Origin of the sequence: Acinetobacter sp. ANC5681 (assembly GCF_023488045.1) — a bacterium.
GTDB lineage: Bacteria > Pseudomonadota > Gammaproteobacteria > Pseudomonadales > Moraxellaceae > Acinetobacter.
In genome coordinates this window covers 130654-151814 of record NZ_JAMFKZ010000004.1, presented here as the reverse complement: position 1 = coordinate 151814, position 21161 = coordinate 130654, and the positions used below count along the sequence as shown (strand labels likewise).

Genomic DNA, 21161 nt, shown 5'->3' with positions numbered 1-21161 from the left:
CAAACTCCTTGTGATTTCGATTTACAACAATTAAGTAGAGGAAGTCTTTTGTTTTGCTGTAATCAATTTTTTCATGGCGGTTGGAATGCCTTTGGCAATCGCAGCTTCTGGACTTAACCATACTCCATTTAATTCGATACTGAGCTGTTCTTTTTGATCATGTTCCACGTGGAACAGTTGTTCATGCAGTATCCATGTAAAGTGAGTAAAACTATGACTAATCTGTAGTGATGATACTTGAGCTTGGAGCTTAAATTGTTGTTCAATCTGTTGTAATTCAGTTGCCTGTTCAATGATAGGCAGACAATACAAACCTCCCCATAGACCGTGGGCTTCACGTTGTTGCCAAAGCCACTCACGACCTGCTTGAATTAGGAGCACATTCGCCGTTTTAACAGGGACAGGTTTTTTTGCTTTTTTAAATGGGAGTTCTTGTTCTAAACCTTGTTGATAGGCCTGACAGTGTTGTTGCATTGGGCAGTATAAACACAAAGGCTTTTTCGGTGTGCAGACTGTAGCACCCAAATCCATGATTGCTTGGGTGTAATCATGGTTACGTTCTTTCGGACACAGCTGTTCCGCAATTTGCCATAAAGCACGCTCATGCTGTGGCTTGGATAAATCATCTTCAATCGCAAAAAAACGTGCTAAAACTCGTTTCACATTGCCATCCATAATGACGCCATATTGTCGTAAGCCAAGAGACATTAATGCACCAGCGGTTGAACGGCCAATGCCTGGTAATTCAATCCACTGTTCTAATGTTTCAGGAAACTTTCCTTTCTGCTTTACGATAACAGCGGCTTTGTGCAGATTGCGTGCACGGGCATAGTAGCCTAAACCAGCCCAATAAGGGGCAACCTCATCCCAACTGGCCTGACCAAGATCGTCTACGGTTGGAAATCTTTCGATAAAGCGATCAAAATATTGCAGAACAGTTTTAACTTGAGTCTGTTGTAGCATGATTTCTGATACCCACACTTTGTAGGGATCATCAGCGACTTGCCATGGTAAATCGTGGCGGCCATGTTGGTCGAACCACGTGAGTAGTGCATCAGAAAATGAGAAATCAGACATGAATCAGAACAATCAAAAGCAGAGGCTTAGTATAATGAAAATATAATCGTGGACTTATTTAAATGATAAAAACATTTGTTCGTGTGTAGGAGACATAAATGCCACCTACACAGAATGAAGTCTTTGTGAAAGTTTATGCCAATATTTTGAATCAGGTTAAATGTTTATCTAGTAATTCATACATGGCTTCTAATCCTTGATGTTCAGCTTCGGCGTTATAGCCTAAGTCAACATTATTTGCTTTAGCTCGCTCATCTGCGAGGGGATTACTAAAGCCATGTTTGGCATTTTCAAAAATAATCACTTCATGATCGACTTCTGCATCGTGCATTTCCTGACGGAAGCTTGCGACATCATCTAAAGAAACCATGGTGTCGATCTCACCATGTAATACAAGAATTTCAGCCTGAATCTTTCCTTTTTGTGCAGGTGCTTTCGGGCTTAAATTCGCGTGGAAGGTCACCACAGCTTTCAAATCGGCACCAGATCGCGCCAAATCCAGAACAACTTTACCACCATAACAAAAACCAATTGCTGCCAATTTTTCAGTATTGACCTCTGGTTGTGCTTTTAAAACATCTAAGCCTGCTTGAGCACGCTCAACCACGGTGTCTACATGATCAAATGTTTGCATCATCCATGCAGATGCTTGAGGAACATCAGAGGTAACTTTTTTGTCTCCATACATATCAATTGCGAGAGCGGCAAAACCGTGTTCTGCAAGTTCACGCGCACGTTGCTCGGTATATTCGGTACGTCCCCACCATTCTGGAGCAACAATAACTCCTGCAACTGGTACATCTCTGATAGGTGTCGCAAAATAGCCAATAAGGCGTTGACCATCTGGTGCGGTATATTCAATTTCACGCGTTGTAATTGGAAAGCTCATTTTTTAATCCTGATCTATATTTTCAATGCTTTGATTAAAGCATAAAAAAGCAAAAAATTGATGATGCTAGCGGAAAGACAAATTTTTATTCGGCTGAAATGATGATAATAAAAAAAGAAGAATACGGCGATTCTTCTTTTTTCTTTCTGAATTTTTATTTCTCTTTAAACTAAACTTTACCGCGTGATAAGAAACCCACTACAGCAAGAATAGCCGCGATCACTAATAAAATGACGGCAAAGTCTTTGGATAAACCAGCAACACCACCAAAACCTAATAAACTGGCGATTAATGCAATCACTGCAAAGATAATAGCCCAACGGAACATATTACTTACTCCTAAATTTATCGTTATGAGATTACTATAGCGTGTGTTTTTCGAACCAAATGTGGTGTTTCTGTGGTTGAAATGTTCAATAACTTAAGTATTGTTAATCGCTTAAGTCGCTTGGAAAACGGCTTGATTGAGAATAAATGCTATAATCAACACAAATTTTTAAAGCCTAAAACATTTGCCATGTCTACCGAATTGCGCGCTAACTTTTGGAAACTATATCCACTTGATCAGTTGAATAATACTGAGTGGGAGGCATTGTGTGATGGTTGCGGTTTATGTTGTTTGGTTAAGCTTGAAGATGAAGAAACGGCAGAAGTCGCATATACCAAAGTTGCATGTAAATTATTAGATTGTAAAACGGCACGTTGTTCTGATTATCCGAATCGTCAACAGCATGTTGCAGATTGTATTCAATTGACACCTGAACGATTGCAAACAATTACATGGTTACCTCCTAGTTGTGCTTATCGTCGTTTGAATGAAGGTAAAAATTTACCGTCATGGCATTATTTAAATACGGGCTCACGTCAGAGTGTGATTAAAGCGAAGAAATCAGCAGCTGGGCGCTGTATTTCAGAACAAGATATAAATGAAGATGATATAGAAGATTATGTCGTACGTTGGGTACGTTAGATCTTGATATATATTTCTTATAACTGTGTTTTTTATCAATAAAAAACAATACTTTCGCAGTATTTTATCTATACATTCCCATATGATGAACACTGAGAGATCGATGTGGTTTGAGAGCCTCTTTGTTTGAATGAAAAGGGTTTGGGAAATAGACATGATCGCATCAAGAATGCTTTTTTTACTTGCAGGGCTTTTATCCTGTAATTCTTCGATTTGGGCAAAACCGCTCAGTGAGCAGCAAGTTAGGGAAATTGTAGATCAACAATTTAAACCATTATTAGATCAATATAAGATTCCTGGATTAGAGGTCGGTGTCACATTCGATGGTAAGCATTATTTTATCAATTATGGCTTGGCATCAAAATCAAACCAACAACCCGTAAGCAACCATACTTTATTTGAACTTGGCTCAGTCAGTAAGACCTTTAATGCAACTTTGGCGGGCTATGCACAGGCGCAAGGGCAGTTATTATTGTCGGATCATCCCGCCAAGTATTTCCCAGAATTAAAAAATACCGCAGTGAATAAAGCTACGATTTTAAATTTAGGTACATATACTGCAGGTGGCTTTCCGCTGCAATTTCCAGATGAAGTTGTTAGTCAGCAGGACATGCTTCAATATTTGCAAACATGGCAGCCAAAGACCAACGTTGGTACGGCACGACAATATTCAAATCCAAGCATTGGTTTGATGGGTTATATCACTGCATTAGCATTAAAAAGACCCTATTCTGAATTGTTAGAAAAACACTTTTTCCACAATTGGGATTGAGTCAGAGTTTTGTGCAAATACCTGAGCAGCAGATGTCACAATATGCGTGGGGTTATAAAAATGATCAGCCCATTCGCATTTCTGCTGGGATGTTGGATGCTGAAGCTTACGGAGTGAAAAGTAGTAGTTCCGATATGCTGAAATTTTTAGATATTCAAATTCACCCACAAAAGCTAAAACAGCCTTTAAGAGCAGCAGTTGAAACAACGCATGTCGGATATTTTAAAGTTGGTGCGATGACCCAAGGGCTAGGCTGGGAGCAATATGCCTATGCTGCATTTATCCCACAGCAGAAAATTGGGATTGTGATGCTCGCTAACACTAATTTTCCGAATGAAGCTCGAATTACTGCAAGCTACCATGTCATGCAGCAGTTACTTCAAAAGAATACCGCGCAATAGAATGTCGCGTGGTTGCAGATTCAAATTGTAGATTTGGATCAGACGCAATAGACTAGGATAAAACAGTATAAAGTCCGTGATGATGTCAGATACGCATATTCCTTTACCTGAACGCTTACGCCCTCGTGATTTGTCAGAAATCATCGGGCAAGATCATTTGCTCGGCGAGCATGCACCGTTACGCCAAATGATTGATCAGGGGCATTTGCCTTCGATTATCTTTTGGGGGCCGCCAGGGGTGGGTAAGACTACAATTGCTTTGTTATTGGCACAGGCAGTTGATCGCCCTTTTATTAGTTTATCTGCATTAAATACGGGCGTAAAAGAGCTGCGCGAAGTGATTGCGGAAAGCGGCGATTTACTGACATCAGTAGTGTTTATTGACGAGATCCACCGTTTTAATAAGTCGCAGCAAGATGCCTTACTGAATGCAGTTGAAAAAGGCAAAATCACTTTGATTGGTGCAACCACAGAGAATCCATCTTTTGAAGTGAATAGTGCACTGCTTTCTCGTTGTCAGGTTTATACCTTAAATAGTTTGGATGCTGATGCGATTCAAAACCTGATCAATAAAGCCATTCAAAGTGATAAGTTTTTGAAAGAGCGTTTTATTCAGATTGAAGAATATGATGCCCTGATTCAATTTGCTGCGGGTGATGCACGTAAAGCGCTTAATTTGATTGATTTAATTGCCAGTACTTTTGAGCCTGATATTGAAAATATCGTGACCAATGCAATTGTGGTTAAAGTCGCACAGCAGAATATTGCACGTTATGACAAATCAGGTGAGCAGCATTATGATTTGGTTTCGGCATTTATCAAATCGATTCGTGGTAGCGATGCGGATGCGACCCTATATTGGATGGCACGCATGCTCAAAGGTGGTGAAGACCCTGTTTTTATTGCACGTCGAATGTTGATTGCAGCATCGGAAGATATTGGCAACTCGAATCCGAATGCCTTGTTGTTGGCAGGTGAGTGTTTCCGTTCAGTACAAGCGGTCGGTATGCCTGAAGCACGAATTATCTTAGGTCAATGTGCTGTATATCTCGCAACCAGCCCGAAAAGTAATAGTACCTATCTCGCCATTAACCGAGCTTTGGAGCTTGCCGAAAAAACTGCGAATTTACCTGTGCCGTTGCATCTACGTAATGCGCCAACCAAATTGATGAAGCAACAAGGTTATGGCGTGGATTATCTCTATCCGCATCATTACCCTGAGCATTTTGTTTTACAGGAATATTTGCCGCCTGAGTTGCGGGGTACGAAGCTGTATGAGCGAGCCTTAAACAAACGTGAAGTTGAAGCCGAACGTTTGCAGCAACGCCGTTGGCAGCAGGAACAACAGCAGCAATAAAGATCTGTTTAAACAGATGAGTTGTATTTTCACATTTCACCTAGTCAAGTTCTCAAAAGTGTAAATGGGAATTTGACTGCGGTTTTATATTCGATTTATTTCAACATGAACTCAAAAAAAGCCACATTCGTTGGATTGCTTGCGATCTTCCTTTGGAGCTTGATTGTTGCATTGATCAAGGATGTCAGTTCGCATTTTGGTGCAGTCGGTGGCGGCGCATTTGATTTTGATTGGTCATCTTCCACGTCCTTACTTTTTGCCGCTGCCGCTATGGGCTTTGATTATGCTGCATGGAATGTCGGGATTTTGCATGGCAATGTCACGTTGTTGGCAGGTGCTTCGTATTTCATTCCTGTATTCTCAGCTTTTTTCTCGGCAATTTTACTCAGTACGCCACTGACGATTTCTTTTTGGTATGGTGCTTTTATGGTGTGCATTGGGTCGATCTTATGTTGGTTTTCGACTCGAGTGAAATCATTAACTTAGTTTAAGTGTATAGCGGAATTATTATTTAAGTGCTTTATAGTCACTATATTTTTGTAAGAGGCTACTAGACACTTCATATAAAAGATCGCATTATCGCGGCATATCACGGATGATAAAGCTCTGCCATGATCACAAACAAAATCAATGCTGCGGAAAGTATCCGAGGCTTAGCCTGCCTTGCAGTTGTATTGTCACATCTATCGCTGACTTTCTTTCCCCAAATGCATCATTTTGATTTAAGTGTCGTACCTCAATATCCCTTTTTTGATCAACTTTATCATTCCCCATTTGCATTCTTCTATTCAGGTACAGGCGCAGTTTTTGTCTTTTTTGTTTTAAGCGGTTATGTCCTGAGTTTATCGAGTTTAAAAAAGAAAAATTCAGCTGAAAAACTAAAAAAATCATTAATTAAGCGTTATCCACGTTTGGCTATTCCCGCGTTTATCTCTTGTATTATTGCCTACCTCGTCTGTTTCCTTCCTGTCGATGTTACGCATGTTTCTGAATGGGGGGCCGCTTTGGCAAATCCTCATCCAAAATTAAGTATAGCTTTGTATGAGGGCAGTATCGGAGCATTTTTATTTGGGGACTCAAGCTATAACTGGGTGTTGTGGACGATGCAGATTGAGCTGCTCGGTTCATTGGTAATTTATTTCGCCAGTTATTTTTATAGCAAACGACCGATGCTTGCAGGTCTGTTCTTGCTGTTGAGTATTGCGACAGCCTATACGATTTCACAAACTGTATTACTCGGTATCCTGAGTTTTATTTTAGGTCTGGGTTTACTTCTATATGCATCAGAATTAGCCACAGGCCTATCTGTGTTGCTATTCACGCTGGGGCTATATTTCTGTGGTGCGCATAACGAGAGTTTGAGTTATCGGATTTTTGCTCAATTTTTAGGTGAGCAAACCTACGATTATCTGAATTTTATTGGCGGTTTTTGTATCGTGTATGCGGTATTAAAAGGCAAATGGTTAGCACAATTTTTTGATTCACCATTTTTAGTTTTCTTAGGCAACATCTCATTTTCTATTTATTTAATTCATCTTGCTGTGATTTATGCTTTAGCAATTCCTTGTTTTAATCTATTTCATATTCAATTGGGTTTTTCGTATTGGGTAGCGGGTCTGTGGGCGAGTTTGTTTACAGTGATGATAAGTATTGTTTTAGCTACTCCCTATAGTCGCTATGTGGATGATATTGCAATTAAAGTCTCTAGTAGGCTTACAAAGATATTTTAATTTCACAGTATTCATTTCGTCCTCAAACGATTCGTGACGATCAACTGGATCAACTGAAAGCCTTGGATATTATTCCATCTTTCTTCTCATTGCATACGTTCTATTGGGGGATTGGCATCGTCAACAAACCTTAGGTGAGGCGAGAGCAGCACGCATTTCACCAACGGCAAGTGCTTTGAAGCAACAGCTTATTTTTACAGAGCATCATGATGCACCTGTTGTGCCGCCGAATAGTTTGATGATGTTAGATGCAACTGTAAATCGAGTGACACGCAGTAATTATGTATTAGGTGCAGATGAGTGCGTGAGTCCCTATATGGCTTTAAAATCGATGACGGATTGGGCAGCTGATCAATATTTTGAAGATGAACATAAGGGCACGATAACTTAAGGGAATCTGATTTATCAGAAACTGGGAAATTAGATAAACCAATAAAAAACCAGCCTAATCAGGCTGGTTTTTATTAAGAACGGCAGCTTAAGGCTTAGATATTATCTAAGTTAATGCCTAAACGTGCAGCAACTTCTTCATAAGCCTCAACCACACCACCTAAACCTTGGCGGAAACGGTCTTTGTCTAATTTTTTCTTGGTGTCTTTATCCCATAAACGGCAACCGTCTGGAGAGAATTCATCACCCAATACGATACGATCGTGGAATACACCGAATTCAAGTTTGAAATCAACAAGAATCATATTACCTGCATCGAATAATGCTTTCAGTACATCATTCACTTGGTAAGTCAGTTCTTTCATTTTTTCAAGTTGAGGTGCTGTTGCCCAACCTAAAGCAATTGCTTGAGATTCATTGACCATTGGGTCGCCAAGCGCATCATCTTTGAAGAACAATTCAAATGTTGGTGGTGTTAACTCTTTACCTTCTTCAACACCTAAACGGCGGCATAATGAACCTGCTGCGTAGTTACGAATAACACATTCAACAGGGATCATTTGTAATTTCTTCACAAGCACTTCTGTTGGAGAAAGTAACTTTTCAAAATGAGTTTCGATACCCGCTTCAGCCAACTTTTCCATGATGAAGGCATTAAAACGGTTGTTCACCTTGCCTTTACGATCTAGTTGCTCGATTTTTTCGCCATTGAATGCTGATGCATCATCACGAAAGACTAAAATCAGGTGATCAGCATTATCTGTTTCATATACAGATTTTGCTTTACCAGTATAGAGCAAGGTTTGTTTTAACATGGGGGAACCTTTTGAAAAAGTATGCCTAGTAAACGACTAGGCTGGCCAATTTTGGTAAATCTGGGTTAACACTTCAGCTGCAACGGCAGGGTCTGCAAATGTTGTATCAAGTTTGAATAGCGCAACTGTATTGCTTGAGCCTACAGCCGATAATTTAAGTAGGTAATTTTGATCACCTACTTTAATCGTTGCTTCATAGCCATTTTCTGCTTGTGAAATAACTTTGTAGTTGAGGCTGCTCAAGGTTGCAAAAGTATATTGCCATGCACTTGCTGTCGGGCCATCAACTTTGAGTAATGGGTTTTTATTCCCATCAGTGACAAGCTGTGGACGACCCACTGTTGAAGCGGTTGCTGAAGTATTATCGGCTGAATTTTGCATCGCTTTTGGACGAGGCAATGCATAGCGGTTGCCACTTTCATTTTCAAGCTTTGGTGCATGCTCAATTGCAAGTGGATCAACCGTAGGCGCTGGATACAATGGCGTAAATGGTCTTGCCGTTATGCCCTCAGGAAATTTGAGTGGTTCAAGTGCTTGTGCTTTTTTATAATCTAAAGAATGATTATTGAGGGCAAAACGACCACAACCAGCCAAACTTAAAGCTGAAATGACTAGGACAACACCAAGACGTAATTGCATCATAAATTGCTCGTATTAAATAATTCCCGCAGCTTTTAAATCTGTGCGGAGCGGTTCACGATATTGTTGTGCTAGAGCGGTTAATGGTAGGCGAATACCTGTACCAATTGAGCCCATCTCATGCAATGCCCATTTCACAGGAATTGGGTTTGATTCGCAAAACAAAATATTGTGTAGATTTGCAATTTGTTGATTCAAGCTTTGTGCTTTTGCTTTATCTCCAGCTAACGCAGCTTCACAAATTTCGCTCATTTGCTTTGGTGCAACATTGGCTGTTACAGAGATATTACCTTTTGCACCCAGTAAAATCAGTTCCCAAGCAGTTTCATCATCACCTGAATAAACAGCGATTTTATTATTTAAACCTTCGATGAGGGCTTGACCACGTGGTACGTCGCCTGTTGCATCTTTAATACCAATAATGTTTTTAACATCAGCAAGACGAATAACGGTTTCGTTTTGCATATCGACACCAGTACGACCTGGTACATTATAAAGAATTTGTGGAATATCAACGGCTTCAGCAATTGCTTTGTAGTGTTGATATAAGCCTTCTTGTGTTGGTTTATTATAATATGGCGTAACGAGTAAGGCCGCATCAGCACCTAATTCTTTTGCAGCTTTAGTCAATTCAATCGCTTCACGCGTTGAATTTGCACCTGTGCCTGCGATAATTGGAATACGTTTGTTGGCTACACGAATCACTTCTTTGATGACTTGTGTGTGTTCTTCCATGCTTAATGTAGACGCTTCGCCCGTCGTGCCGACCGCAACAATACTATGTGTACCTTGTTGGATATGCCACTCAACGAGCTTCTCAAGACTCTTCCAATCTACGCTGCCATCTTCAAACATAGGGGTGACGATTGCGACAATTGAGCCTTGAATATTCTGTGCTAGCTGAGTCATTTTAAAAAACTATCCTATTTTCCCATCCGAGATTGAATTAGTTGAAACGAAATATTGGATGGTTGCAGTATTTTGATTGGTCATCCAACAATTCGATCGGGTCGAATGACAATTACGCAAATTATGACTGATCGGAGGCATAAGAACAATATGCTTTAGTCAAACTGTGGAAAACTTTAATTCATCTTTATCTTGAATCGTTTTCATCTTTTGTAAAAGTGAAAACATGAGTAGCCAGAACATAATCAGCAGGGTATTGTAAAAATACAAGCTTAAAACTGGAGCATGCTATGCAGACACAAACTCATCATGTCGCATTAATTGTTGTTGATGTCCAAAATGGATTTACTCCTGGGGGGAATTTGGCCGTTGCAAAAGCAGATCAAATTATTCCGATTATTAATCAACTTGCAAAAAAGTTTGAGCATATCGTGCTGACACAGGACTGGCATCCTGAGCAACATATTTCTTTTGCAGATAATCACGACGATAAAGTACCGTTTGAAACCATTGAATTGCCGTATGGTACCCAAGTGTTATGGCCGAAACATTGTGTTCAAGGCACTCACGATGCGGAATTTCATCCTGATCTGGATGTTCCAACTGCACAACTGATAATTCGTAAAGGCTTTCATGCCGATATTGATAGTTATTCTGCTTTTATGGAAGCAGATCGTAAAACTCCAACAGGTTTAAAGGGTTATTTAACAGAACATCAAATTGATACAGTATATATCGTAGGGATTGCCACAGACTTTTGCGTGGCGTGGACCGCCTTAGATGCTGCACAGATGGGCTTTAAAACTTATGTCATTGAAGATGCCTGTAAAGCGATTGATTTGGATGGTTCACTAGAAAGCGCATGGCAAAGAATGTTAGAGCAGGGGATTGAGCGTATTCAATCGACTACAATTTTGTCATAAGCTTGAGCCGCTTGATCCAAAGGCGTTAAACTTATAAAACTGATAAATCAATATCAGTTAAACTCTAACTTCAGACAGAATTGAGCGTTTTATGTCAGTCGAACTTGATGATTTTGATCAGAAAATTATTCATTATTTACAAATGAATGGAAGATTAGCTAATCAAGAATTAGCAGAATTGGTGGGATTATCAACTTCTCAATGTTCACGTCGTCGTATTCAGCTTGAACAAAATAAAATTATAACGGGTTACTATGCGCAAATCGCATTAAGTGCAGATCCGACACCGATCATGGGTATTATTGAAGTGAAATTGCAAAACTACAATGATGCGACACACGATCGCTTTGTTGAGTTTCTTTTAAATGAACCTGCGGTGAAAGATATTCATAAACTCACAGGAAGTTATGATTTTGTACTGAAGGTTGCAGTCAAAAGTTTAGATGAAATGGTCAAATTGATTGGGATTTTGTCATCTAGTAACTTTGGCGTCAGTAATTTAAATACATCGATTGTGTTGGAAAAATTAAAAGAAAATGGGATCGCGATTAAGTAAAAAATCTTTCTCTTAGATGAATACCATTCAAACTGAAGCATTCGACGTTGTTGCATAAAGATTATTCAAAAAAGGATATTTTGAGTATAAATTGCATTTATGGTGAAAATATAAGAATAAATTGCGAAATTTTAATAAAAATGATCAAATATACCATGTCTTTCTTTGAAAGATCTTTCTCCCTGCTGTTGTTCTCCTATTGAGTTCTATCCTTATGAATACCGATCAGAATATATCTTTGGTCAGTCCAGTCATGCCCGTGATTGACCAACACTCTAAGATTGAAGATGGATTGGCCATGTTAATTGGTACATTCATTCTATCGTTTGCCATGAATTTATTGCAGCAAGCAGGGATTATGACAGGTGGTACAGCGGGCTTATCGTTGTTGATCCACTATATTACCGACCTGAAGTTTGGCATCTTATTTTTCCTGATCAATATTCCATTTTATTATTTTGCTTATAAAAAAATGGGCATGGCATTGGTCGTCAAGACATTTATTGCCGTTGGATTATTAGCTGGTTTTACTGAAATTATTCCTCATTTTTTTCATTTATCTAGTGTAAATCCAATTTATGCTGCGATTTTTGCGAATGTGTTGATGGGGGTAAGCTTTCTGATTTTATTTCGCCATCGTTCAAGCTTAGGAGGAATCAACCTCTTGGTTCTATATTTACAAGAACGCTTTAACATTCCAGCAGGTAAAGTGCAGATGGGAATTGATGTTACCATCTTATTAGTTTCGTTGTTTTTCGTAGATTGGAAATTGATTCTAATTTCAATTTTAGGGGCTGTTATTTTAAATTCAATTATTCTTTTGAATCATAAAAGCAGTCGGTATGTGGCTTAAATCTGATCATCAATGGCAATAAAAAAGGAGGGCTAACCTGTGGTTAAGTAATAAAGTTGCATCCTGAAATTAACATAAGTTGTTGATTTTAGGTTTTTAACAAAACTGTTTAAAAAATAAAGTATCATCGTATAATTTGGTCTGATTCTAAAATTTTACTAAAATCAGTAATAAAGTATCATCCTAAATTTTTAGGTATATTTAATGTTCTTTAAGTGGACACTCATCTAAAGTACCGCAGCAAGATTTTCCTTTAAAATCTACCCAAAAATTTGCCTCTTCTATTTTCCAATGGTAATAGTTTATCGCAAAATCAACAAAATATTTTTGGTGCAATTGGTTACTACAATTTCGCAAAGTACTCTTATAATGTTTTCTATTCTTAGAGCCACACAGGCATTTTTGTCTTAATATAGCTACTCTTTGAAATTTTTCCCATACTACATACCATAGTAGACCATTTCTAAATACTTTATAATAGCTACCGTTGCCCTTATTAGTTTTATGATAAGTGACTTGTATAGAGTCTGAAAAAACTAAAGTTTTAAAATTTGCTCCAACTTGATCAAGTGCTGATAAAGCATCTCTTTGAAATTTGGCTGCTGAACCATGAGCCCAAGCATTTTGGTCAGGCCATTGTCTTTTTTTATGAACTCGTTCTTGTTTAAGTAAGAAGCCAATAAGTGTTTGCCACCAAAAAGCTGCTTTCTCAATATCAATAATACTTAAATCAATATCATCCTGCCAAGATAAGCAAAAAGTACCATCTGAATTGATATGTCGTTCTGGACAACATTTGGGTAATAACTGGGTTAACTCAGATACTACAACTTTATTATTTTTAACAGCATGAATCTCTAATTGGTAGGGAACGGTTTTACCATCGACTCTTTTCAAATTAATTAAAACATTTAAATAAGAAAGCTCTTGACTCCGAATTATGATTTCAGAGTCAGGAGTATCGTTTAGAGCACTGACTAATAGTTCAATTGAGCTCATTTACAATAAGGTCTTACAACTTGTGTGCTTGCTTTCTGCATTAATGTAGAAGCACTATCATAGGCAGCTTCTTTTACGGAAGTGGCTGAGGCATTTTTAGAATCAGCCAAAGACTCAATAATTTCATTGTAATCAAGGTGATTAGCTTTTCTATGATGGTTAAATAATTTTTTGACATCATCAGGAGCATGTCTGTAAGCCGCCTCACCCAAAGCAGTTTGATTCCCATCACATCGCATTTGAGCATTTTCTGATTCAATAACAGCACGGCTGATACAACAACGTATTTTATTGCCTTGTTTCCCCAAGCGACTGATAACAATTGGTCCGTATTCTAAACCGATTTGTAGACCTAAATCTCCTGTATCAATACCATTTTGAGCGAGTATTTCAAGTGCTAAGTCAAAACTACTTCTCATAGCACTGGCACAAATTACAGCAGTAGTGATAGTTTCGGGAATATTAGTAGATTGTGATGTTCCCTCACATATTACGCCATGAACACAATCTCCAATAAAGCGAATACGACGACCTCCAAAATCATTTGTTAATACACGTTCAAGTTCTGAACGGAGTACATGCAATACTTTTACCACCGCTTCAGGGTTGCTATAGATATGTTCAGTTACATAGTTGGTAAAGCCATCAATATCTGCATATATAGAAACAGCCTCTTGACGTTTTGAATTTCCTGGTGTCAGATTCAAAATGTCCATATCTTTAAGTGGAGGTGTTTGACGAGTAAATTTAAACTTACCAATAGGGTGAGAATTTAGATCATTACGCCAGCATTCAATAATTTGATCAACAGTTACAGGAATTTTTGTTTGTGAAACAATTTGATTAATATCAATATTATTTAGAGCTGTATTTTTTTCTGAACCAACCCGATTGAGACCAATTACTTCTCTGGCTCGATTAGTCATAAAAATACCTGATGAGTTACCACCACTTGCTATTTTAGCAGCGTGATTAGCTGGATCGCCTAGAAACAAGGGTTCGCGATGTCCATTACGCCCGTTGTTTACAGTTAAAGCAATTCCGCTATCAATACCAACTCTCATTTTTGCTTGGGGAAGAGATGTATTGTCTTCATCTCGTTCATCATCAAGTTGGTTACTTACGTCTAAAATGGTTTTTGCAATAGCTACAGCTTTATAAATACGTTTTGATTCTGCATCACTTTCTGTATTATAAGGTTGCGTTATAACTGCATGAAGCCGTTGGTTATGATAGTCAACACGGATGGCCCCACAGCTTTCTAGTATCTTATCAATAGCTCGGTAGTGTAGGGATAAAAACTGTAATACACGCTTATGACATGTTTCTCCCTCAGAGATTGTAGTACCTAATAAGCCATCCATATTTAGTATATCAATATATAGATGAACCCCATCTAGGACACATGCTTCGGCAGTTTTAATCTTGCTTAAATCCCTTCGTTTGGCATATTCAGTAATTGAAATATTGTTGACGTCTTTTAAGCGATTCTCAATAGAATTTAGTGCATTTTCATGATTCCAAACTTTAGTCATGATGAAATACCATCCGTAAAATTATCTTCTTCATGGATAAGGGTTGTACATTCAAAATTCAAGCCAAATAAAAATTTTATTTGGCTTGAATTACATGAATAAACCACCATAAGTTATGTAACCAGTCTAATAGATTGTCAGTTATATAAGATTTTCATAACTAAGATGTTGATTAATATGTAATATTTCATAGGTGTAAAATGAAGCTAATCGAACGTTTTATCTCAAACGAAACAGCAGTGATTAATGCATTGTTAAACCAAAAATCTATTCCAAGTCAAGAGATTGCTAAGGATATTGCTGAAAAGGGAGAGGTAGTATCTTATCAGTCAGGGGAATATATTATTAAACAGGGTGATTACGATCAAGATGTCTATTACATTTTGGCTGGAAAGGTAGAGCTGCATATTAATGGTGTTGTACTGCCCTATGAACGTGGTGAAGATGTCAGTGTTGGTGAGTTATCAGCAATTAATGCAAGTCAAGCTCGTACAGCATCATTATTGGTTACTTCAGAAACTGTAGCTCTCAAGATTAAGCCAGATGACTTTCAAACTATTCTTAGAAAACATCCAGAAGTCTCTATGTTTTTACTAAAAGATGTAAGCTCACGACTTGCTCAGCGTAATGACTTAATTAACAAGTGTAATGAAAGACCTAAACTTTTTATTATTAGTACAGTGGAGGCATTAGAGGTTGCACGTCAAATTAAACTGGATTTCAATCATGACCCAATTGATGTAACTATTTGGAATGCTGCGTTTGCTCCAGGTACTTATACACTAGAAGCCCTTGAGCAAGCTGTAAAAGAGTCTGATTTTGGACTTGCAATTATGCAAGGTGATGATTTGACAACATCTAGGGGCGTTGAGTATTCAGCCCCTCGTGATAATGTAATATTTGAATTAGGCCTATTTATGGGGCATCTTTCTAGATCGAGAACTTTGATCGCTGTACCACAAGGTGGAAAAGTAAAACTGGCCTCTGATTTACAGGGGCTAACGATTTTAGATTACAAAATTGAGTCCGATCAAAAAGTTGATGTGATTAACTTAGCTACGGCACTTCGCAATCATATCAAGACCTTAGGTCCTAAAAAAATTGTATTATCTCATTAATCTAATATTGAATTTTAAAGACTAGCAAATAGCTGGTCTTTTCCCAAATAGTTTGACTAATAAAGTGTCTCCAAAACCTCCCCAAACCGTCTCCCCCAATTTTTAAACTCTTCATCAGACTCAGCCATTTCAACTAGATTTCGTGGATGATTAAAGGTTTTCCTTATCCCTATATTTTGTAGAGATTTAGCGGTTGGCCAACGTAAAGAGCGTTTAACGATTTGCTTCCGAAAAGTTGGAAAATATGAGTTCCATGTGTCTGTATCTGAGATTTTGAGAATCAGTGTAGAAAGAGGCTTTAGGTTATCGCTGGTATCTATTTCCAGAATGACAAATTTTTTGCCTTGAAAGTTAAGTTGGACTTCAATAATACACCTCGGATTACCATTATGGGTTCTATGTAGCTTGGAACGATTGACCGCAGGTAGCTTATGTACATGAATGATGGGCTGAATACGATGTTGTGATGCAAATTGTTCAACCATGACTTTGAATGCTTCAAATCTTTTCATGAAAAATTCAAGGTCATCACTATCATCATGGACATTCTCAAATTCCCCACGCCCAATGTCACCAAAGATTGTGGCTTCACCTGTACTCACACCATGATCGGGTAGAATTTCAACATCATTCTGATTCGGTATACCTTTTTTACCTGAACGTTTAAGTGTTGCCTTTTTTGTTCCATAAGGATTGGCAAGGGACATAGTGATTTTTGGAGATTCAATTTGGGTAATTTTCCGATCACTATCCGCTTCTTTTTCATCATCAATGGTTGGATCATCGTTGGAGGTATTACGTCCTCCAGAGTTTCCACCTGTTTTTTCATAACTATTTTTTACGGTAAATTTTGGACTACAAAAAATCACTTCATTAGAAATATCAGTCGGTAAATTAGCAATCCCAATGATTTCATTCACATAATATTGTTGGCTTTTTTCACTGAAGTAAACTTTCATTGTAATTTCAGCCCCTATTAGTGAGGGCGGTGCAAAATTGAAATTCCAAAAGGTTTGTGTTTTAGTTTTAACTTGCTCAATCGAAAAATGTTTGGAGATACTTTCATAGGACGCTCGTGCCTCAGTATCAAGTAATATCCATGACAGTAGGCGACGCATACCAACACTATCATATTGATTGGGTGGAAAGTCGCATAACTCATCAACGTGAATAATGGTTTGATGTTCTTCTGGGACAATATAATATTCTGTTGTTAGCTTTCTTTGATCTAAAGCTGCCTTAGATAAATAAGCATTATGGAAAAACAAGACTCGTGCCAGTTCTATGTGTGGTAAATGGATTTGAATATCCTTGTGTGTACCTTTTAAGTCGCTCACAATGTAGCTAAATATGTACTGTCCTGATTTATTTGTTGTTATTTTCCAATTGTTAAAATCATCAATTTGAATGGTGATGATCGATTCATTGTAGGAGGGGACGTCTTTGGTTTGATTAAATCTTCTATTTTTTGCCAACAGTGGCATATTGGAAAAACGAGCATGTCTTACCATATATTTTTCATAATCGGCTAAATGGTTATAGTGATTTTCTAAACCAATATGAATATTCCATTCACTATTTTTATGATCCTTAAAAATAGAGCCGAGAAAGGTAATTCGGGCATTTTCTGGAAAGTTTCTAATCTTTATCATATTGCAGTCCCTATTATTGATTTACTTAAATTGTATTGTCAGAAATAATGGATCTATGCCCTATAAGAACACTATTGCCAGATTCTTTAAGAGTAGAAACCTTTTTATAAATTAACCACTACCTCATAAATTTGTCTTAGCTGCTGACAAAATTCCTGCATCTGTGCCTCTGTCATGTCTGAGGTGCTGATTCTGATTGCTGATATATCTTGATTCACTCTAAAGTCTTGTCCTGAACGTACTAACCAGCCTCGCTGCCGTAGAATTTGAGTCATTTTATCTGCATAAGGGAGTGATAACCAGACATTTAGCCCATCATAATGGGTTGCACAGGGGATGCTAAACTTTTGTAAATAATGAACAAATTTTTGATTTTGTTGTTGATAGTAAGATTTGGCAGTTTGTAGTGTTTCAGGGAACTGTTCTGAGCTGAATAGTTGATAAACCATTTCCTGAATAATATGACTGACCCATGTTGAACCTGCATTTAGTTTAAGATGCAGTTTTTCTGAAGTTTCAGAGTCGCAACATACAAATGCAAAACGAAAATCAGGAGATAAATATTTCGATACTGAACGAATGAGTGCCCAGTGCTTTGTTGAGGGGGGAATAATATGCTGGTATTGAGCCTGAGCTAATAATGAGAAATGATCATCGACAATGACCAGTACATGCGGATAGTCTTCAAGGATATTATAAATTTTTTCAGCCTGTACTGTGTCCAGACTATAACCTGTCGGATTCTGCGAGCGTGGCGTAATAATTACTGCTTGCACATTTGCCTGTAATGCTTGCAGCAATTCATTGAGATCAAAACCATGCTCACTGACTGTAAAGGGATACATTTTAAACTGTTGTTGTTCAATGGCAGAAATACTGGTGATAAAGCCAGGCTGTTCTACCGCAATCATATCTGATGAAACCAAGTAGGTAGCTAGAATCCTTTCGATGGCATCCACTGCACCATAAGTAAATTCAATGCTAAAGTTCTGTGGAATATCGGCAAATATTTTTTCCTGCGTGATTTTTAATAGTTCAGGATGGTAAATATTTTCCCCATAGAGTGCACAGTTAAAATTAGCTAAATTAATGTGCTTGAGAGAAGGCAACAATTCACGTTTTGGATTGCCATGTGCTAAATCAATAGTTCCTTGTAATAGGGGTTGAAAGCCTTCTAATAGACGTGAAGATTGATAGGATTTAACCTGTGTCCCTAAACGTCCTTTGGAGATCACAATCCCCATCGCAACTAGATTCTTATAGGCAGCCGCAACTGTATTACGATTAACACCGAGCTGTTCAGCTAATTCCCGTACACTCGGTAAAAAGTCGCCCTCTTGAAGCTGTCCCTCTTTAATCAGTGTACGGATATTATCCTGAATATCTTGAGCGGTATTGCCTGTAATGTTCATAAAAATTTCTATCTCAGGGGGTTATACAGGGATTAAATTGCTGAGCCAGTCACGGAGTAACAGGTTCGCTTTTTCCTGTAATGGTTTGCCATAGTATGTATTCTCTTGGCGTAAGGTTAAAATATCAACCTGTGCCTGATTTAATTCAGCCGTGTGTCCGATCAGCCAGCGTTCAAAAGTATGTGGATCAACTTCGGCATGGAACTGTAGTGCCAGAATATTTAAACCCACAGAAAATGCCTGATTTGGGTAATACATTGAACCTGCTAAACGCTTTGCAGATTCGGGAATATCAAATGTATCGCCATGCCAATGCAGCACATGCACATTTTCCAGATGTCTTAATGGTGAGGCTAAGCCCTGATTATTGAGGACTAAACGACTCCAGCCAATTTCCTTGACATGTCCCTTGTAGACCTCTGCACCCAAAGCAGTGGCAATCAATTGTGCACCCAGACAAATGCCTAAAGTTGGATAATTCTTTTTTAAACGTTGAGTCAGTGCTGCAATAAAATCTGTTAAGTAGGGATAAGTTTCAGTTTCATATACGCCAATAGGACCGCCTAATACAATGACAGGTTGTTTCGATGCCAATGCCTCATTCAGTACATCAACACCAAGCTGTAAATATTGAATTTGATAGCCTAAATCTTTCAGGACTGGAACAAAACTTCCCAAGTCCTCAAATGCCAAACTTTGAATTGCATAAATCGTTTTCATGGCTGTGGCTCCACATAATTCTGACTTAACTCTTTTAATAACAGCGAAATTTGTTGGGCTAAATATTCAACTTGGTCATCACTCATAATCAGAGGTGGTAATAAGCGAATGACTTTGCCTTGTGTCACATTTAGCAATACCCCGAATTTTTCACTTGCCAATTGAGGAATATTGGCAACAGGATGAATCAGTTCAATTCCAATCATTAAACCTGCACCACGCACTGATTGAATGTTTTTCAGTCCTGTTAATTTGGACTGTAATAAATCCAGTAGCTTATAACCCCTGTCATTAACAGTCTGTAAATACTGTTTTTCCAGTAAATCCAGAACGGTATAAGCAACTCGACATGCCAATGGATTCCCTCCAAAGGTTGAACCATGTAAACCTGATTGCAATAAATGCCCCAATTTTTCGTGGGTTAGACAGGCACCAATCGGAACACCATTAGCTAAACCTTTGGCAATAGTTAAAATATCGGGACAGATTCCAGCCTGTTGATAGAAAAACCATGTTCCTGTACGCCCAAGTCCACACTGGATTTCATCCAGGATGAGCAACCAGTGTTGTTGGTCACATAATTTTCTTAATTGCTTTAAGTATAGTGGTGAGGCAATATTAATCCCTGCTTCACCCTGAATTGGTTCAAGTAAGACAGCAACCACATCGGGATCATCCTGATAATGTTCAATAGCCGCCAGATCGTGAAAAGGTACAAACTCAAAGCCTTCTAATAAAGGTCCGAATGCCTCTCGATATGCTGGTTTTGCTGTTGCAGATAACGCCCCAAGTGTTCGACCATGAAAGGCATTTTGCATCACAATAATTTTAGGCCGTTGTATACCCCGATGATGACCATAGGCACGAGCGATTTTAATCGCAGCTTCATTGGCTTCTGTCCCAGAGTTACAGAAGAATGCCTGTGTTAAGCCTGTAATCTCTGCTAATTTTTCTGCCAGGCGTTCGTTCCAACCATGTTTAAACAGATTGGAAAGATGCAAAAAGGTTTGTGACTGTGCCACGATTTCTGCATGAATCACTGGATGGACATGTCCTAGTAATGTGACGCCAACGCCTGAAATGGCATCGAAATAACATTTATCCTGTGTGTCCCATAAATAACAACCCTCTCCACGCTGGAACTCGATTGCCAAAGGTTGATAAATCGGCATTAAATAACTCATGTGGTTAGCTCTTTCAAAATATCCATAGAACAAGGTTGATAAAGATGCTTGCTACCCAGCAATTGCATTGCACCATCTTTTTGCATTAAAAATCGTGTATCTTCAATGACCTGATAAAGTTCAAAACTTAAATCATCATGGGGTTGTAAATATTCCACTAAGGTCTTCATGTCTTTCAACGGCTGCAAGGAGCTGGTCTGAAAATTACCCATTAACTTGCCATGCTGATAGATTGTCAGTTGATAGCTTTGGCTCATATT

At 38.4% G+C, this 21161-nt stretch carries 21 protein-coding genes and 2 pseudogenes; 10 read left to right on the top strand and 13 right to left on the bottom strand.

Annotation, left to right across the window (positions count from 1 at the left end; translation table 11 throughout):
• Positions 1-30: 30 nt before the first annotated feature.
• The 3 genes from mutY to M5121_RS04305 form a co-directional block, all read right to left on the bottom strand.
• Positions 31-1077 (bottom strand): A/G-specific adenine glycosylase, encoded by a 1047-nt coding sequence (mutY, locus tag M5121_RS04315; RefSeq protein ID WP_249570449.1) that lies wholly within the window; start codon positions 1075-1077, stop codon positions 31-33.
• Positions 1078-1228: 151 nt separating this feature from the next.
• Positions 1229-1966: a dienelactone hydrolase family protein gene (locus tag M5121_RS04310; protein WP_249570448.1), complete on the bottom strand. Its 738-nt coding sequence runs from the start codon at positions 1964-1966 to the stop codon at positions 1229-1231.
• Positions 1967-2135: 169 nt separating this feature from the next.
• The gene (locus M5121_RS04305) at positions 2136-2294 is read right to left on the bottom strand and encodes a DUF1328 domain-containing protein (protein WP_018678759.1); all 159 of its coding nucleotides are present in this window, start codon (positions 2292-2294) and stop codon (positions 2136-2138) included.
• A 189-nt stretch (positions 2295-2483) separates the two neighbouring features.
• Between M5121_RS04305 and M5121_RS04300 the strand changes: the two genes are divergently transcribed.
• The 6 genes and pseudogenes from M5121_RS04300 to M5121_RS04275 form a co-directional block, all read left to right on the top strand.
• Entirely contained in the window at positions 2484-2936 is a 453-nt protein-coding gene (locus tag M5121_RS04300; RefSeq protein ID WP_034602613.1) for a YcgN family cysteine cluster protein, read from the top strand.
• Positions 2937-3066: 130 nt separating this feature from the next.
• Positions 3067-4109 (top strand): annotated as a pseudogene (gene ampC, locus M5121_RS04295) (class C beta-lactamase).
• A gap of 82 nt (positions 4110-4191) precedes the next feature.
• Positions 4192-5466: a replication-associated recombination protein A gene (locus M5121_RS04290; protein ID WP_249570468.1), complete on the top strand. Its 1275-nt coding sequence runs from the start codon at positions 4192-4194 to the stop codon at positions 5464-5466.
• A gap of 21 nt (positions 5467-5487) precedes the next feature.
• Entirely contained in the window at positions 5488-5952 is a 465-nt protein-coding gene (locus tag M5121_RS04285; protein ID WP_502798267.1) for an EamA family transporter, read from the top strand.
• Positions 5953-6077: 125 nt separating this feature from the next.
• A complete protein-coding gene (locus tag M5121_RS04280) occupies positions 6078-7196 on the top strand; it encodes an acyltransferase family protein (RefSeq protein WP_249570447.1) in 1119 nt (372 codons plus the stop codon).
• 23 nt (positions 7197-7219) lie between these two features.
• A pseudogene (locus M5121_RS04275) lies at positions 7220-7584 on the top strand (amidohydrolase family protein); the annotation flags it as partial.
• A gap of 97 nt (positions 7585-7681) precedes the next feature.
• Here M5121_RS04275 and purC read toward each other — a convergent pair.
• Genes purC through dapA form a run of 3 tightly spaced genes read right to left on the bottom strand, consistent with a single transcriptional unit; the run spans position 7682 to position 9949 of the window.
• Entirely contained in the window at positions 7682-8401 is a 720-nt protein-coding gene (gene purC / locus M5121_RS04270) for a phosphoribosylaminoimidazolesuccinocarboxamide synthase (RefSeq protein WP_004659747.1), read from the bottom strand.
• A 36-nt stretch (positions 8402-8437) separates the two neighbouring features.
• The gene (locus M5121_RS04265; protein WP_034602567.1) at positions 8438-9040 is read right to left on the bottom strand and encodes a hypothetical protein; all 603 of its coding nucleotides are present in this window, start codon (positions 9038-9040) and stop codon (positions 8438-8440) included.
• Between the two features lie 15 nt (positions 9041-9055).
• Positions 9056-9949: a 4-hydroxy-tetrahydrodipicolinate synthase gene (dapA, locus tag M5121_RS04260; RefSeq protein ID WP_005157049.1), complete on the bottom strand. Its 894-nt coding sequence runs from the start codon at positions 9947-9949 to the stop codon at positions 9056-9058.
• 290 nt (positions 9950-10239) lie between these two features.
• Between dapA and pncA the strand changes: the two genes are divergently transcribed.
• From pncA to M5121_RS04245, 3 genes are all read left to right on the top strand, one after another.
• Positions 10240-10872, top strand: a complete 633-nt coding sequence (pncA, locus tag M5121_RS04255) for a bifunctional nicotinamidase/pyrazinamidase (RefSeq protein WP_087547583.1) — start codon at positions 10240-10242, stop codon at positions 10870-10872.
• 91 nt (positions 10873-10963) lie between these two features.
• Complete coding sequence (locus tag M5121_RS04250; protein WP_249570446.1) at positions 10964-11428, top strand: Lrp/AsnC family transcriptional regulator; 465 nt, start codon at positions 10964-10966, stop codon at positions 11426-11428.
• 214 nt (positions 11429-11642) lie between these two features.
• Positions 11643-12281 carry a YitT family protein gene (locus M5121_RS04245; protein WP_005157043.1) on the top strand — a complete coding sequence of 213 codons (639 nt, stop codon included), beginning with the start codon at positions 11643-11645 and terminating at the stop codon, positions 12279-12281.
• A 201-nt stretch (positions 12282-12482) separates the two neighbouring features.
• Here the strand turns inward: M5121_RS04245 and M5121_RS04240 are convergent, their stop codons facing one another.
• Positions 12483-13280: an E2 domain-containing protein gene (locus M5121_RS04240; RefSeq protein WP_004910181.1), complete on the bottom strand. Its 798-nt coding sequence runs from the start codon at positions 13278-13280 to the stop codon at positions 12483-12485.
• Entirely contained in the window at positions 13277-14815 is a 1539-nt protein-coding gene (locus M5121_RS04235) for an adenylate/guanylate cyclase domain-containing protein (protein WP_004910179.1), read from the bottom strand. Before M5121_RS04235 ends, M5121_RS04240 begins: the two co-directional genes overlap by 4 nt.
• A 200-nt stretch (positions 14816-15015) precedes the next feature.
• On the opposite strand from M5121_RS04235, the gene M5121_RS04230 reads away from it, so the two are divergent.
• Positions 15016-15933: a TIR domain-containing protein gene (locus tag M5121_RS04230; RefSeq protein WP_004910175.1), complete on the top strand. Its 918-nt coding sequence runs from the start codon at positions 15016-15018 to the stop codon at positions 15931-15933.
• A gap of 56 nt (positions 15934-15989) precedes the next feature.
• On the opposite strand, the gene M5121_RS04225 is transcribed toward M5121_RS04230, so the two are convergent.
• The 5 genes from M5121_RS04225 to M5121_RS04205 form a co-directional block, all read right to left on the bottom strand.
• Positions 15990-17585: a Tn7-like element transposition protein TnsE gene (locus M5121_RS04225; protein WP_005087331.1), complete on the bottom strand. Its 1596-nt coding sequence runs from the start codon at positions 17583-17585 to the stop codon at positions 15990-15992.
• A gap of 104 nt (positions 17586-17689) precedes the next feature.
• Positions 17690-18997 (bottom strand): aminotransferase class I/II-fold pyridoxal phosphate-dependent enzyme, encoded by a 1308-nt coding sequence (locus M5121_RS04220; protein ID WP_005087329.1) that lies wholly within the window; start codon positions 18995-18997, stop codon positions 17690-17692.
• 21 nt (positions 18998-19018) lie between these two features.
• Complete coding sequence (locus tag M5121_RS04215) at positions 19019-19717, bottom strand: glutamine amidotransferase (protein ID WP_005087327.1); 699 nt, start codon at positions 19715-19717, stop codon at positions 19019-19021.
• Positions 19714-20901 (bottom strand): aspartate aminotransferase family protein, encoded by a 1188-nt coding sequence (locus M5121_RS04210; RefSeq protein WP_005088760.1) that lies wholly within the window; start codon positions 20899-20901, stop codon positions 19714-19716. Before M5121_RS04210 ends, M5121_RS04215 begins: the two co-directional genes overlap by 4 nt.
• Positions 20898-21158 carry a hypothetical protein gene (locus M5121_RS04205; protein WP_004910162.1) on the bottom strand — a complete coding sequence of 87 codons (261 nt, stop codon included), beginning with the start codon at positions 21156-21158 and terminating at the stop codon, positions 20898-20900. The genes M5121_RS04210 and M5121_RS04205 overlap by 4 nt, the downstream gene beginning before the upstream one ends.
• Positions 21159-21161 lie beyond the last annotated feature (3 nt).

Coding starts and splice junctions, on each gene's coding strand:
- mutY (WP_249570449.1), bottom strand. CDS start 1,077: ATGTCTGATTTCTCATTTTCTGATGCACTACTCACGTGGTTCGACCAA.
- M5121_RS04310 (WP_249570448.1), bottom strand. CDS start 1,966: ATGAGCTTTCCAATTACAACGCGTGAAATTGAATATACCGCACCAGAT.
- M5121_RS04305 (WP_018678759.1), bottom strand. CDS start 2,294: ATGTTCCGTTGGGCTATTATCTTTGCAGTGATTGCATTAATCGCCAGT.
- M5121_RS04300 (WP_034602613.1), top strand. CDS start 2,484: ATGTCTACCGAATTGCGCGCTAACTTTTGGAAACTATATCCACTTGAT.
- M5121_RS04290 (WP_249570468.1), top strand. CDS start 4,192: ATGTCAGATACGCATATTCCTTTACCTGAACGCTTACGCCCTCGTGAT.
- M5121_RS04280 (WP_249570447.1), top strand. CDS start 6,078: ATGATCACAAACAAAATCAATGCTGCGGAAAGTATCCGAGGCTTAGCC.
- purC (WP_004659747.1), bottom strand. CDS start 8,401: ATGTTAAAACAAACCTTGCTCTATACTGGTAAAGCAAAATCTGTATAT.
- M5121_RS04265 (WP_034602567.1), bottom strand. CDS start 9,040: ATGCAATTACGTCTTGGTGTTGTCCTAGTCATTTCAGCTTTAAGTTTG.
- dapA (WP_005157049.1), bottom strand. CDS start 9,949: ATGACTCAGCTAGCACAGAATATTCAAGGCTCAATTGTCGCAATCGTC.
- pncA (WP_087547583.1), top strand. CDS start 10,240: ATGCAGACACAAACTCATCATGTCGCATTAATTGTTGTTGATGTCCAA.
- M5121_RS04250 (WP_249570446.1), top strand. CDS start 10,964: ATGTCAGTCGAACTTGATGATTTTGATCAGAAAATTATTCATTATTTA.
- M5121_RS04245 (WP_005157043.1), top strand. CDS start 11,643: ATGAATACCGATCAGAATATATCTTTGGTCAGTCCAGTCATGCCCGTG.
- M5121_RS04240 (WP_004910181.1), bottom strand. CDS start 13,280: ATGAGCTCAATTGAACTATTAGTCAGTGCTCTAAACGATACTCCTGAC.
- M5121_RS04235 (WP_004910179.1), bottom strand. CDS start 14,815: ATGACTAAAGTTTGGAATCATGAAAATGCACTAAATTCTATTGAGAAT.
- M5121_RS04230 (WP_004910175.1), top strand. CDS start 15,016: ATGAAGCTAATCGAACGTTTTATCTCAAACGAAACAGCAGTGATTAAT.
- M5121_RS04225 (WP_005087331.1), bottom strand. CDS start 17,585: ATGATAAAGATTAGAAACTTTCCAGAAAATGCCCGAATTACCTTTCTC.
- M5121_RS04220 (WP_005087329.1), bottom strand. CDS start 18,997: ATGAACATTACAGGCAATACCGCTCAAGATATTCAGGATAATATCCGT.
- M5121_RS04215 (WP_005087327.1), bottom strand. CDS start 19,717: ATGAAAACGATTTATGCAATTCAAAGTTTGGCATTTGAGGACTTGGGA.
- M5121_RS04210 (WP_005088760.1), bottom strand. CDS start 20,901: ATGAGTTATTTAATGCCGATTTATCAACCTTTGGCAATCGAGTTCCAG.
- M5121_RS04205 (WP_004910162.1), bottom strand. CDS start 21,158: ATGAGCCAAAGCTATCAACTGACAATCTATCAGCATGGCAAGTTAATG.